At 60.7% G+C, this 13,604-nt stretch carries 12 protein-coding genes; 9 read left to right on the top strand and 3 right to left on the bottom strand.

What is annotated here, in order from left to right:
- Positions 1 to 199 precede the first annotated feature (199 nt).
- Both ilvA and KVG95_RS18935 read left to right on the top strand, forming a co-directional pair.
- Positions 200 to 1,714, top strand: a complete 1,515-nt coding sequence (gene ilvA, locus KVG95_RS18940) for a threonine ammonia-lyase, biosynthetic (RefSeq protein ID WP_052964603.1) — start codon at positions 200 to 202, stop codon at positions 1,712 to 1,714.
- Between the two features lie 39 nt (positions 1,715 to 1,753).
- Positions 1,754 to 2,179, top strand: coding sequence for a DUF2269 domain-containing protein (locus KVG95_RS18935; protein ID WP_217857509.1), 426 nt, complete (start codon positions 1,754 to 1,756; stop codon positions 2,177 to 2,179).
- Between the two features lie 122 nt (positions 2,180 to 2,301).
- On the opposite strand, the gene KVG95_RS18930 is transcribed toward KVG95_RS18935, so the two are convergent.
- Complete coding sequence (locus KVG95_RS18930; protein ID WP_217857508.1) at positions 2,302 to 2,958, bottom strand: histidinol-phosphatase; 657 nt, start codon at positions 2,956 to 2,958, stop codon at positions 2,302 to 2,304.
- A 143-nt stretch (positions 2,959 to 3,101) separates the two neighbouring features.
- Here KVG95_RS18930 and KVG95_RS18925 point away from each other — a divergent pair, with 143 nt between their 5' ends.
- The gene (locus KVG95_RS18925) at positions 3,102 to 3,581 is read left to right on the top strand and encodes an RNA pyrophosphohydrolase (protein WP_007897732.1); all 480 of its coding nucleotides are present in this window, start codon (positions 3,102 to 3,104) and stop codon (positions 3,579 to 3,581) included.
- 22 nt (positions 3,582 to 3,603) lie between these two features.
- Positions 3,604 to 5,883 (top strand): phosphoenolpyruvate--protein phosphotransferase, encoded by a 2,280-nt coding sequence (gene ptsP, locus KVG95_RS18920; protein WP_052964606.1) that lies wholly within the window; start codon positions 3,604 to 3,606, stop codon positions 5,881 to 5,883.
- Between the two features lie 132 nt (positions 5,884 to 6,015).
- Here ptsP and KVG95_RS18915 read toward each other — a convergent pair whose 3' ends face one another.
- The gene (locus KVG95_RS18915) at positions 6,016 to 6,762 is read right to left on the bottom strand and encodes an NRDE family protein (RefSeq protein ID WP_217857507.1); all 747 of its coding nucleotides are present in this window, start codon (positions 6,760 to 6,762) and stop codon (positions 6,016 to 6,018) included.
- A gap of 134 nt (positions 6,763 to 6,896) precedes the next feature.
- On the opposite strand from KVG95_RS18915, the gene KVG95_RS18910 reads away from it, so the two are divergent.
- The 3 genes from KVG95_RS18910 (at position 6,897) to KVG95_RS18900 (ending at position 9,605) form a co-directional block, all read left to right on the top strand.
- Positions 6,897 to 7,679: a sulfite exporter TauE/SafE family protein gene (locus KVG95_RS18910; protein WP_217857506.1), complete on the top strand. Its 783-nt coding sequence runs from the start codon at positions 6,897 to 6,899 to the stop codon at positions 7,677 to 7,679.
- A gap of 82 nt (positions 7,680 to 7,761) precedes the next feature.
- On the top strand, positions 7,762 to 8,568 hold the full coding sequence (lgt, locus tag KVG95_RS18905) for a prolipoprotein diacylglyceryl transferase (RefSeq protein WP_123500313.1): 807 nt from the start codon (positions 7,762 to 7,764) through the stop codon (positions 8,566 to 8,568).
- Positions 8,569 to 8,633: 65 nt separating this feature from the next.
- Positions 8,634 to 9,605, top strand: coding sequence for a thymidylate synthase (locus tag KVG95_RS18900; protein ID WP_217857505.1), 972 nt, complete (start codon positions 8,634 to 8,636; stop codon positions 9,603 to 9,605).
- A gap of 169 nt (positions 9,606 to 9,774) precedes the next feature.
- Here KVG95_RS18900 and cadR read toward each other — a convergent pair whose 3' ends face one another.
- Complete coding sequence (gene cadR / locus KVG95_RS18895) at positions 9,775 to 10,224, bottom strand: Cd(II)/Pb(II)-responsive transcriptional regulator (RefSeq protein ID WP_217857504.1); 450 nt, start codon at positions 10,222 to 10,224, stop codon at positions 9,775 to 9,777.
- Positions 10,225 to 10,309: 85 nt separating this feature from the next.
- Between cadR and KVG95_RS18890 the strand changes: the two genes are divergently transcribed.
- Both KVG95_RS18890 and KVG95_RS18885 read left to right on the top strand, forming a co-directional pair.
- Entirely contained in the window at positions 10,310 to 12,589 is a 2,280-nt protein-coding gene (locus KVG95_RS18890; protein WP_217857503.1) for a heavy metal translocating P-type ATPase, read from the top strand.
- A gap of 16 nt (positions 12,590 to 12,605) precedes the next feature.
- Positions 12,606 to 13,469 carry a LysR family transcriptional regulator gene (locus KVG95_RS18885; protein WP_217857502.1) on the top strand — a complete coding sequence of 288 codons (864 nt, stop codon included), beginning with the start codon at positions 12,606 to 12,608 and terminating at the stop codon, positions 13,467 to 13,469.
- Positions 13,470 to 13,604: the final 135 nt, after the last annotated feature.

Below are 13,604 nucleotides of genomic sequence, written 5' to 3'. Positions count from 1 at the left end.
CGGCTGCGAAGCAGTCGTAAGGCTGTCGAATGCGGTGTATCTGGAAGAGTGCTGGGGAGCGCTTCGCGCTCCAACTGGGGCAAGCCCCCTCGCCACAGGTATTACTCCGGTTTCAAAACCATCTGTTTAGTGTGGTCGCCCGGCCAAAAGCCGGGTTAGACTCCTTGGCCCTGCCCAACCCGCTCAGTGATGCTTTCCGATGCTCGAACAGTACGTCAAAAAGATCCTCACCTCGCGCGTTTATGACGTTGCCGTAGAAACCCCATTGCAGACTGCCCGCCAGCTCTCCGAGCGGCTGGGCAACGATATCTGGCTCAAGCGTGAAGACTTGCAGCCGGTGTTCTCGTTCAAAATTCGCGGCGCCTACAACAAGTTGACGCAGCTGAGCGATGAAGAGCGCGCTCGCGGCGTGGTCACCGCGTCGGCGGGCAACCATGCGCAAGGCCTGGCCCTGGCGGCCAAGGTTCTGGGCGTGAAAGCGACCATCGTGATGCCCAAGACCACCCCGGAGATCAAGGTCGAAGGCGTGCGTTCGCGCGGCGGCAAAGTGGTGCTGCACGGGGATTCGTTCCCGGAAGCCCTGGCCTACTCGCTGAAACTGGTCGACGAAAAAGGCTACGTCTACATTCACCCTTACGATGATCCCCACACCATTGCCGGGCAGGGCACGGTGGCCATGGAGATTCTGCGCCAGCACCCGGGGCGTCTGGATGCGATCTTCGTTCCGGTGGGCGGCGGCGGGCTGATCGCCGGGATCGCGGCGTACGTGAAATACCTGCGCCCGGACATCAAAATCATCGGCGTCGAACCGGATGACTCCAACTGCCTGCAAGCGGCCATGGCGGCCGGCGAGCGCGTGGTTTTGCCGACCGTGGGTCTCTTCGCCGATGGCGTCGCGGTGGCGCAGATTGGCCAGCACACTTTCGATATCTGCAAAGACTACGTAGACGAAGTCATCACTGTCAGCACCGACGAGATCTGTGCGGCAATCAAGGATATCTACGACGATACCCGCTCGATCACTGAACCTGCTGGCGCCTTGGGCGTGGCCGGGATCAAGAAATATGTCGAGCAGCGCGGCGTCACGGGCCATACCTTCGTAGCCATCGACTCCGGCGCCAACGTCAACTTCGACCGCTTGCGCCACGTGGCCGAGCGCGCTGAACTGGGCGAGGGTCGCGAAGCCATCATTGCCGTGACCATTCCCGAGAAACCGGGCAGCTTCAAGGCGTTCTGCGAAGCCATCGGCAAGCGTCAGATCACCGAATTCAATTACCGCTACAACACCGGCAGCGAAGCGCACATCTTTGTCGGCGTGCAGACGCACCCGGAAAACGACCCGCGCAGTGCGCTGCTCGCCAGTCTCACCGAGCAGGGTTTCCCGGTGCTCGACCTGACCGACAACGAACTGGCCAAGTTGCACATTCGCCATATGGTTGGCGGGCGTGCCGCCCAGGTTGTCGATGAAGTGGTGCTGCGTTTCGAGTTTCCGGAGCGTCCGGGTGCGTTGTTCAACTTCCTCAACAAACTCGGCGGACGCTGGAACATTTCGATGTTCCACTACCGCAACCACGGCGCGGCCGATGGCCGGGTGGTCGCGGGCCTGCAAGTGCCGCACGACGAGCGTCATCTGGTACCGGCCGCGCTGGAAGAAATCGGCTACCCGTACTGGGACGAAAGCGACAACCCGGCCTATCAGCTGTTTCTCGGCTGAGCGGCTACGCTGATCGGCAGGCTATAAGGAAATCGAACAATGGAAACGTTAACCGCCCTGAAAGTGGCGCACATGGTTGCAACGGTGGTGTTGCTGGTGTGCGCGCTGGGTTTGGGGATCTGGGTCTGGCGCACACGCCGTAACGGTGATACGACGGCTCACGTCCGCACCTTGCAGCGACCGCTGGTGTTCATCTGGCTATTGATGGGCCTGGCATTGCTGAGCATGCCATTCACCGGTTGGTGGATGGTGCATCTGGTGGGCTGGCCGTTGGGGCAGACCTGGCTGCTGGCTTCCAGTGTGCTCTATACCGTGGCGGCCCTGGGTTGGTTCTGGCTGGTGGTGCGGCTGAACAAGTTGCGCAAGGCGCCGGCGGGGAACGGCAAATTCACCTTTGCCCTCGCACTGTTCAGCTTTGTTTGTTTCATCGCGATTGCGGGTTTGATGGGAGCCAAGCCGGTTTAAGGCTACAGACCGAGTCGGCCCCTTCGCGAGCAAGCCCGCTCCCACAATTGATCTCGGCTGTACACAAATCCTGTGTCCACTGAAGATCAATTGTGGGAGCGGGCTTGCTCGCGAAGGCGATATCAGCCGCGCAACGAAATTACCGGCCAACCTCGCTTCTCAGCCTCGGCCCGCAGATTCACGTCCGGGTCGACCGCGATCGGGTTCGTCACCCGCTCCAGCAGCGCCAAGTCATTCATCGAATCGCTGTAGAAATAGCTGTCTTCCAGGTTATGGCCAGTCTCTTCCAGCCAACGAAGTAACCGGGTCACCTTACCTTCCCTGAAACACGGAACATCGGTGCTGCGCCCGCTGTAACGGCCGTCGATCATTTCGCATTCGGTGGCGATCAGGGTCTCAACGCCTAAACGTGCTGCAATCGGCCCGGTCACAAAGCGGTTGGTGGCGGTGATGATCACCAGCTTGTCGCCGGCCTCACGGTGTCTGGCCAGCAGTTCGATTGCCTTGGGCAGCACGATCGGTTCGATGCAGTCACGCATGTAGTCCAGATGCCATTGCTCCAGTGTGGCCATCTCGGTGCGGCCGAGAACTTCCAGGCAGAAGTTCAGGTACGCGTCGTTATCCAGCTTGCCGGCCAGGTAATCCTGATAAAACTCGTCGTTGCGTGCCTTGTAGGCGACGGCGTCGAGGAAACCGCGTTCGCACAGATAATCGCCCCAAGCGTGGTCACTGTCACCGCCCAGAAGCGTGTTGTCCAAGTCGAATAAAGCCAGCCGCATTGCAGTTACTCGCTGAAAAGTCTGTAGAAAGGTGTCCAGAATACGGACTTTTCACAAGAGTGCACATAAGGTAGGTCGGCTCGTTGCTGCTTTCACAACCTTTGTGGAACAATGCGGCGATATGCGTTTGCGAGGTTGTTGCCGTGATCGACCCCGATGGTTTCCGCCCCAATGTCGGGATCATTCTGACGAATGATGCTGGCCAGGTGCTATGGGCTCGCCGTATCAATCAAGATGCCTGGCAGTTTCCACAGGGAGGAATCAACCCCCAGGAGACGCCGGAAGACGCCTTGTACCGCGAGTTGAACGAAGAAGTGGGCCTGGAGCGCGAAGATGTTGAAATACTCGCCTGCACCCGGGGCTGGTTGCGCTATCGTTTGCCGCAACGTCTGGTCAGGACGCACAGCCAACCGCTGTGCATCGGCCAGAAGCAGAAATGGTTTCTCCTGCGCCTGATCTCCAACGAGCAGCGGGTGCGGATGGATTTGACCGGTAAACCGGAATTCGATGGCTGGCGCTGGGTCAGTTATTGGTATCCGTTGGGCCAGGTGGTGACATTCAAGCGCGAGGTTTATCGCCGCGCTCTCAAAGAGCTTGCCCCGCGCCTTTTAGCGCGCGACTGACGACGGAGTTCGACCCCGAGCCATGCTCAATACGCTGCGCAAGATCGTCCAGGAAGTTAACTCCGCCAAGGATCTCAAGGCGGCGTTGGGGATTATTGTGTTGCGCGTCAAAGAGGCCATGGGCAGCCAGGTCTGCTCGGTCTACCTGCTTGACCCAGAGACCAACCGCTTCGTGCTGATGGCCACCGAGGGCTTGAATAAGCGCTCGATCGGCAAAGTCAGCATGGCACCCAACGAAGGTCTGGTCGGTCTGGTCGGCACGCGTGAAGAACCCCTGAACCTCGAAAACGCCGCGGATCACCCGCGCTACCGTTACTTCGCCGAGACCGGTGAAGAGCGCTACGCATCGTTCCTCGGGGCGCCGATCATTCACCACCGTCGCGTCGTCGGCGTGTTGGTCATTCAGCAAAAAGAACGCCGCCAGTTCGATGAGGGTGAAGAAGCCTTCCTCGTGACCATGAGCGCGCAGCTCGCCGGCGTTATCGCCCACGCCGAGGCCACCGGTTCGATCCGTGGCCTGGGCCGTCAGGGCAAAGGTATCCAGGAAGCAAAGTTCGTCGGTGTACCGGGTTCGCCGGGCGCGGCGGTCGGAACCGCGGTCGTCATGCTGCCGCCGGCCGATCTGGACGTGGTGCCGGACAAGACGATCACCGATATCAACGCGGAACTTGGCCTGTTCAAGACCGCCATCGAGGGCGTGCGCGCCGACATGCGTGCCTTGTCCGCCAAGCTGGCCACCCAGCTGCGGCCTGAAGAGCGGGCGCTGTTCGACGTTTACCTGATGATGCTCGACGATGCCTCGCTCGGCAGCGAAATCACCACCGTGATCAAGACCGGTCAATGGGCTCAGGGCGCGTTGCGTCAGGTGGTCACCGAACACGTCAACCGTTTCGAGTTGATGGACGACGCCTACCTGCGTGAGCGGGCCTCGGACGTCAAAGACCTCGGTCGGCGCTTGCTGGCTTATCTGCAGGAAGAGCGGCAGCAGACCCTGGTCTACCCCGACAACACCATTCTGGTCAGCGAAGAACTGACGCCGGCAATGCTCGGCGAGGTGCCGGAAGGCAAGCTGGTCGGTCTGGTGTCGGTACTCGGTTCCGGCAACTCCCACGTGGCGATTCTGGCGCGCGCCATGGGTATTCCGACGGTGATGGGCCTGGTCGACTTGCCGTACTCCAAGGTCGACGGCATCCAGATGATCGTCGACGGCTACCACGGTGAGGTCTATACCAACCCGAGTGACGTGCTGCGCAAGCAGTTCGCCGAGGTGGTCGAGGAAGAGAAACAGCTGGCCCTCGGTCTGGATGCATTGCGGGACCTGCCGTGCATAACGGTCGACGGTCACCGCATGCCGCTGTGGGTCAACACCGGTCTGCTGGCGGACGTGGCGCGGGCGCAGAAGCGCGGTGCCGAGGGCGTGGGTCTGTACCGCACCGAAGTGCCGTTCATGATCAATCAGCGCTTCCCTAGCGAAAAGGAGCAGCTGGCGATTTATCGCGAGCAACTCGCCGCGTTCCATCCGCAACCGGTGACCATGCGCAGCCTGGACATCGGCGGCGACAAGGCGCTGTCGTACTTTCCGATCAAGGAAGACAACCCGTTCCTCGGCTGGCGCGGCATTCGCGTGACCCTCGACCACCCGGAAATCTTCCTGGTGCAGACCCGCGCCATGCTCAAGGCCAGCGAAGGCCTGAACAACCTGCGCATTCTGCTGCCGATGATTTCCGGCACCCATGAACTGGAAGAAGCCCTGCATCTGATCCACCGGGCCTGGGGCGAAGTCCGCGACGAAGGCACCGATGTGCCGATGCCGCCGATTGGCGTAATGATCGAGATTCCGGCGGCGGTGTATCAGACCAAGGAACTGGCGCGGCAAGTGGACTTCCTGTCGGTCGGCTCCAACGACCTGACCCAGTATCTGCTGGCCGTGGACCGCAACAACCCGCGGGTGGCCGACCTTTACGACTACCTGCACCCGGCGGTGTTGCAAGCCTTGCAGAGCGTGGTGCGCGATGCCCATGCCGAAGGCAAGCCCGTGAGTATCTGCGGCGAAATGGCCGGTGACCCGGCGGCGGCGGTGTTGTTGATGGCAATGGGCTTCGACAGTCTGTCGATGAACGCCACCAACTTGCCGAAAGTGAAGTGGATGCTGCGTCAGATCAACCTGAGCAAGGCCAAGGAATTGTTGGCTGAGCTGATGACCATCGACAACCCGCAAGTTATCCACAGCTCGCTGCAGTTGGCGCTGAAGAACCTTGGGTTGGCGCGGATGATTAATCCGGCTTCGGTTAAAACCCTCTAAACCTGATCCGGCCCCATCGCGAGCAGGCTCGCTCCCACAGTTGATTTCTGTCGTGCACAAAATCTGTGTTTACAGAAAATCCAATGTGGGAGCGAGCCTGCTCGCGATGGGGCCGGCCTAGACTAAACCCGTCTAAATCCTGACCTCCACTTCCCCCAAATGCCCCCCATACGGCCCGAAACTCCTTTCGACCATATGCCGCCCCCCATCCGCCTGAACAATCAACGCCGTGCTCGCCCGTGTCCCGTAAGTCGGGCTCTTGATAAACACGCTCGACAACAACGTCTCGGTAGCCTGCCCCACGCCAGTGTCCGGCAGTTCGGCAAGCGGCGCCGTCTGCGGGTCGTTGAGCAAGGCCAATAGCGCCTGCGGCTGCGGATCGCCCAACACCTCGCTCAATGCCGCCTTGGCCTTGAGTACTTTCGGCCACGGCGTATCCAGCCCCGCGTTCGATAACCCATAAATGCCCGGTTGGAGCATGACCGCCTCCGTCTCCCGGGCATTGAAGTGCCATAGCTCATTGGTATTGCCGATTAGCAGATTAAACCCGGAATATTCCTGCGAACGTGCAACAACGTCGCTCAAGTAGTCGTCAATCGACATGTCCCCGCTGAGAAACTGCGCCACCAGTTCACCCCGCGATTTGCGCGCTGGCGGTTGAAGGGGATCACGGATGTTGGTCAGCGCGGCGAAGCGCCCGTTGGCGCCGACACCGAGCCATGTACCGCCAGCCTCAAGGTCGCGACCGGCATACACGTGCGGGGCTTGCGGCCATTGCGCCAGGGGCAGGCTGGGCCGGGCATAGAATTCGTCGCGGTTGGCCGCCACGATCAGTGGCTGGGCATGGCCCGGCCGCCAGGCAAAAACAATCAGGCACATAAGGTGGTCCTTGTGTGTTTTTTGCTCACTCTACGCAGACATCGCTCATCGATCCATCGCCATCCACAGTGGAGCCCGAGGCCATGCTTCCGTTACCATGCCGCTCCTGATTCGGGATGCTTGGGGATGCGGCCATGGAATTTCTGCTCTATCTGGCGTTGGGCGCCTGTGCGGGCGTGTTGGCCGGGCTGTTCGGGGTAGGCGGCGGGATCATCATTGTCCCGGTGCTGGTGTTCAGTTTCACTTTGCAGGGATTTGATGCGTCGATCCTGACGCATCTGGCAGTCGGCACCTCGCTGGCGACGATCATCTTTACGTCGGTCAATGCGGTTCGCGAGCACCACCGCCGCGGCGCTGTGCGTTGGCCGATTTTTGCCTGGATGACCCTCGGCATTCTGATCGGTGCCGGTTTCGGCGCGCTGACTGCCGAAGCGATTTCCGGGCCGAATTTGCAGAAGATCATCGGGGTATTTGCGCTGATCATCGCCGTTCAACTCGCTTTGGACTTCAAACCCAAGGCCAGCCGGACGGTGCCAGGCAAAGTCGGTCTGACGGTGGCTGGCAGCATCATTGGCTGGGCCTCAGCGATTTTCGGGATTGGCGGCGGCTCGTTGACCGTGCCGTTCCTGACCTGGCGCAGCGTGCCGATGCAGCAGGCGGTGGCCACTTCGTCGGCCTGTGGCCTGCCAATTGCCCTGGCCAGTGCATTAAGTTTCATGATTCTGGGGTGGCACGATCCACTGCTGCCGGCCCATAGTCTCGGTTTTGTTTATTTGCCGGCGCTGCTGGGGATCGCCCTGACCAGCATGGTTTTCGCCCGCCTCGGTGCGCGACTGGCCCACAGGCTGTCGCCGCGCTTGCTGAAAAGACTGTTTGCCGCTTTGCTGTTTTGCGTCGGCTTGAGCTTCTTGCTCTGACGCGCAGCGCAATCCTGGCTTAATCCTGGCGTGACAGCGTCGCCCGGGAATTTGAAGGTTTCAACTCTAACGAGGAGTCGCAATGCTGCCTTACCCGCAGATCGACCCGGTGGCCCTGGCCATCGGTCCGCTGAAAATCCACTGGTACGGCCTGATGTACCTGATCGGCATCGGCGGCGCGTGGTGGCTGGCGTCTCGCCGGCTGAACCGCTTCGACCCGACCTGGACCAAGGAGAAACTCTCCGACATGGTGTTCTGGATGTCGATGGGCGTCATCGTCGGTGGCCGTTTGGGTTATGTGCTGTTTTACGATCTGAACGCCTATCTGGCCAACCCGACCCTGATCTTCGAAGTGTGGAAGGGCGGCATGTCGTTCCACGGCGGGTTTATCGGTGTGATGCTGGCGGCGCTGTGGTTCGGTAAAAAGAACGGCAAGTCGTTCTTCCAGCTGATGGACTTCGTCGCGCCGATGGTGCCGATCGGCCTGGGTGCCGGGCGCATCGGTAACTTCATCAACGCCGAGCTGTGGGGCAAGGCGACCGACGTGCCGTGGGCGATGGTCTTCCCGACCGATCCGGCGCAGTTGGCGCGTCATCCGTCGCAGCTGTACCAGTTCGCGCTGGAAGGCGTGGCGCTGTTCGCGATCCTCTGGCTGTTCTCGCGCAAGCCGCGGCCGACCATGGCGGTGTCCGGGATGTTCGCGCTGTTCTATGGCATCTTCCGTTTCATCGTCGAATTTGTTCGCGTGCCGGACGCGCAACTGGGTTATCTGGCCTGGAACTGGCTGACCATGGGCCAGGTGCTGTGCGTACCGATGATTGTCGGCGGGCTGTTCCTGATCTGGCTGGCTTATCGACGCGCCCCGGCGGCCCCCGCAGCTGCTGTATAAGAAGCAGGCGCTATAAATTCGAACCCCGGGGGCTTTGGCCCCGGGTTCAAGGACACAGGTAATTCATGAAGCAATATCTCGAATTGGTCGCCCACGTCATCAAGAACGGCACCAAACAGGCCAACCGCACCGGCGTGAACACCATCAGCTTTCCGGGCGCGATGCTGCGCTTCGATCTGCAGGAAGGTTTTCCGGCGATCACCACTCGCAAGATGGCTTTCAAATCCGCCATCGGCGAGATGTGCGGTTTTCTGCGCGGGGTGAACAACGCCGCCGAATTCCGGGCGCTGGGCTGCAAGGTCTGGGACCAGAACGCCAACGAAAATGCGCAGTGGCTGGCCAACCCGTTCCGTCAGGGTGAAGACGACCTCGGCGAGATCTACGGCGTGCAATGGCGCAAATGGCCGGCGTACAAGCAAATTCCGGTCAGCAACCAGGCCGCCATCGAGCAGACCCTGAGCCAGGGTTATCGCCAGATTGCCGAAGGCGAAGAAGACGGTCAGGCCTACGTGGTGCTGTACAAGGCGATCGACCAGATCCGCCAGTGCGTCGACACCATCATCAAGGACCCGGGCAGCCGTCGCATCCTGTTCCACGGCTGGAACGTTGCGCAGCTCGACGAAATGGCCCTGCCGCCGTGCCACTTGCTGTACCAGTTCCACCCGAATGTTGAGACTAAAGAGATCTCTTTGACCCTCTACATTCGCTCCAACGATCTAGGGTTGGGCACGCCGTTCAACCTCACCGAAGGCGCCGCGCTGCTGAGCCTGATCGGTCGCCTGACCGGTTACACCCCGCGCTGGTTCACCTATTTCATCGGCGACGCCCACGTCTACGAAAACCACCTGGACATGCTCAACGAACAGCTCAAGCGCGAGCCGTTCCCGATGCCGAAACTGGTGATTTCCGACCGCGTGCCGGAGTTTGCCAAGACCGGTGTTTATCAGCCGGAGTGGCTGGAGCAGATCGAGCCGGGCGATTTCTCGCTGGAAGGCTATGAACACCACGCGCCGATGACCGCGCCGATGGCGGTCTAAAGCGTCACACGGTCTCCCTGGATCTCTGATATTCACCAGCGGTGAGTTCACAGAAGATCCAATGTGGGAGCGGGCTTGCTCGCGAAGGCGGTGGATCAGTCGACATCAATGTTGAATGAATGAGCGCCTTCGCGAGCAAGCCCGCTCCCACAGGGGATTTGTGGTGTTCTTAGTGGCCGTGACTGCGCCCGACATGGGAATGCTCGATCTCCGTCGCCACAACCCCGCCGCTCACTTCCAACCGCTGCAAAATCCCGCACTGATCGATATCCGGCCCTTCGCTGCAGCGTTGGCGCAGGTCGAGCAGTTGTGTCTGCAAGGCCAGCAAACCATCGATTCGAGCCTTCACATGATGGATATGTTCGTCGATCAACGCGTTGACGTTTTCGCATTGATCCTGCGGGCTGTCACGCAGGGCCAGCAGGCTGCGGATTTCCTCGAGGGTCATGTCGAGGGTGCGGCAATTTCGGATGAAAGTCAGGCGCTCGGCGTGGGCCTGGGTGTAGACGCGGTAATTGCCGTCGCTGCGGGCCGGTTCTGGCAGCAGGTTTTCGCGCTCGTAGTAGCGGATGGTTTCCACGGCGCAGTCGGTGAGTTTCGCCAGTTCTCCGATTTTCATCGCGACAATCTCCAAAAGGGTGCTTGACCCTATAGTGGCTACAGGGTCTTTACTTGGCAACAGGCACCTTCATGGACGCGACCCAATGAGCGATTCTCTTCACACCCACAAACCCAAGGCCGGGCACGATCACAGTCACAAGCTGCAGCCTGTGCCCCAGCATGGCCATGGAAGCCATGGGGATTCCTGCTGTTCCTCCAAAGCAGCGGCACCTTCGCGGATTGTGTTGAGCGAGACGCCGACCGCCAATGCTCGCCTCAGCAGTTTCCGCATTGAGGCGATGGACTGCCCGACCGAGCAGACGCTGATCCAGAACAAACTCGGGAAGCTGTCGGGTGTGCAGCAACTGGAGTTCAACCTGATCAACCGGGTGTTGGGCGTGACCCATGACCTGCCAAGCACCATGCCGATCATCGACGCGATCAAGTCGCTCGGCATGCACGCCGAGCCGATGGAGCAGGGTGCTGAAACCCAGGCGTCGAGCCCTGCACCTGCGAAAAAGCCCTGGTGGCCGCTGGCGTTGTCCGGCATCGGGGCGCTGGCCGCTGAGCTTATCCACTTCACCAATGCGGCACCAAACTGGGTGGTGGCAGTTATCGCGCTGATCTCGATCCTCAGCGGTGGCCTCAACACTTACAAAAAGGGCTGGATTGCCCTGAAAAACCTCAACCTGAACATCAACGCGCTGATGAGCATCGCGGTGACCGGCGCGATCCTGATCGGCCAATGGCCGGAAGCGGCGATGGTGATGTTTCTGTTCACCGTGGCCGAGTTGATCGAGGCCAGGTCTCTGGACCGGGCGCGTAACGCCATCGGCGGGCTGATGCAGATGGCCCCCGAGCAGGCCACGGTGCAGCAGGCCGACGGCAGTTGGGTCGCCCAACCGGTTAAAAACATTGAACTGGGTGGGCGAGTGCGGGTGCGTCCTGGTGAGCGAATCGGTCTGGACGGCGTAGTGCTGTCCGGCAACTCGACCATCGATCAGGCGCCGATCACCGGTGAAAGCCTGCCGGTGGAGAAAACCATCGGCGACAAGGTGTTCGCCGGCACCATCAACCAGTCCGGTTCGCTGGAATACACCGTGACTGCCGAGGCCAGCCACTCAACCCTGGCGCGCATCATTCATGCGGTGGAACAGGCCCAAGGGGCGCGGGCGCCAACCCAGCGTTTCGTCGACGCCTTCTCGAAAATCTACACCCCGGCGGTGTTCATGCTGGCCCTGGCCGTGGCGGTGATCCCGCCACTGTTCATGGATGCGATGTGGTTCGACTGGATCTACCGGGCGCTGGTGTTGCTGGTGGTCGCCTGCCCGTGCGCACTGGTGATTTCCACCCCGGTGACCATTGTCAGTGGCCTCGCGGCAGCGGCGCGCAAAGGGATTCTGGTCAAGGGCGGCGTTTATCTGGAGCACGGCCACAAACTCGATTATCTGGCCCTCGACAAGACCGGCACCCTCACTCACGGCAAACCGGTGCAGACCGATTATTTGTCCCTCGACCCAATCGCTGATGAAATAGCCCCGGCCATTGCGGCGGCACTGGCCGATCGTTCGGATCACCCGGTGTCGCTGGCCATCGCCAATGCGGCTGTGGATGCAGTTATGGATAGCCAACGCGCGCCGCTGATTGTGGATAACTTCGAAGCCCTGGCGGGTCGTGGTGTGCGCGGCGAAATCAACGGTGAGCTCTACCACTTGGGCAACCACCGCCTGGTGGAAGATTTGGGCCTGTGTTCGCCAGCGCTGGAAGAGAAACTGTTTGCTCTGGAGAAACAGGGCAAATCCGTGGTGTTGTTGCTCGACAAGTCGGGTCCCTTGGCGCTGTTTGCCGTTGCGGACACAGTGAAAGCGTCCAGTCGCGAAGCGATCCAGCAGCTGCATGAGTTGGGCATCAAGACCCTGATGTTGACCGGCGACAACGTTCATACCGCTCAGGCCATCGCCGCCCACGTAGGCATCGATCAGGCGCAGGGCGATCTGTTGCCGACCGATAAGCTGCAAGCCATCGAAACGCTTTATGCCCAAGGCCATCGGGTCGGGATGGTCGGCGATGGTATCAACGACGCCCCGGCACTGGCGCGGGCCGAGATCGGTTTCGCCATGGCGGCCGCCGGCACCGACACCGCGATTGAAACTGCTGATGTCGCCCTGATGGACGACGATCTGCGCAAGATTCCGGCATTCATCCGCCTGTCGCGGCAAACCTCGAATATCCTCAAGCAGAACATTGCCCTGGCATTGGTCATCAAAGCGATCTTTCTTGGGGTAACCTTCGCCGGGATCGCCACCATGTGGATGGCGGTGTTCGCCGACATGGGCGTGAGCCTGTTGGTGGTGTTCAACGGTTTGCGCCTGTTGCGCAAATAGACGATGAGGGAAGGGTGTGCTGAGTGCCGAGCTGAAGGCGTTTTACATGGTTGCCCGGTTGGGCAGCATTACCTTGGCGGCGAAAAAGCTCGGCCTGAGCCAACCGACGGTGACAACCCAGATTCGGCATCTGGAAAGCCAGTACTCGGTTGAGCTGTTCTATCGTGGTGGCCGCCGCCTCAGCGTCAGCGATGAAGGCGCGCGGTTGCTGCCGATGGTCAAGGCCCTGTTGCAGCAGGAAGCCGACATTGAGTTCTTCCTGCGTAACAGCGGTCAGGTCCAGGGCACGTTGCGCATCGCTGCCACGGCGCCGTATTACATCCTCGATCTGGTGAAGACCTTTCGCGAGCGCCTGCCGCAGGTGGAGGTGTCGGTGGAAATCGGCAACTCCCAGCAGGTGCTCGAAGCACTGGAGGATTACCGGGTCGATGTCGCTGCGTCCTCGCAGTTACTGGACGATGCGCGACTGATCCGCCGGGTGCTAGGCAGCGATCCACTGGTACTGGCGGTGCACCGCAATCATCCGCTGGCGGTGCATGACCATGTGCCGCTCAGTGCGCTGGCAGGGCATACCTTGTTGATGCGTGAATCGGGCTCGACCACTCGGCGCTTGACCGAAGAGTTGCTGACCAGCGCCGGGGTTAGCTTCGGCCCGCTGCTGGAGATTGGCAGCCGGGAGTCGATTCGTGAGGCGGTATTGCGCAACATCGGCATCAGCATCATCGCCCGGCAGGAAGTGCCGCATGATCCGCAATTGCGGGTGCTGACCATCGAAAATGCGCCGCAGATTCCTGAGTACCTGTACTGCCTCAAGGAGCGAAAAGGTGCGCGGCTGCCGGCGGCGTTTCTGGGATTGGCGCAGGAAATGGCCCCGGCTTAAGTCCTGCGGTGACTGTGCCGGCCTCTTCGCGAGCAAGCCCGCTCCCACATTTGATTTGCGTCGAACACAGATCAACTGTGGGAGCGGGCTTGCTCGCGAAGGCGCCAGATCAAACAACACAGAACCTGAACGCCC

The organism is Pseudomonas farris, from assembly GCF_019145235.1.
In the GTDB taxonomy this organism is placed as follows: Bacteria; Pseudomonadota; Gammaproteobacteria; order Pseudomonadales; family Pseudomonadaceae; genus Aquipseudomonas; species Aquipseudomonas farris.
This window is presented reverse-complemented; position numbering and strand designations above follow the sequence as displayed.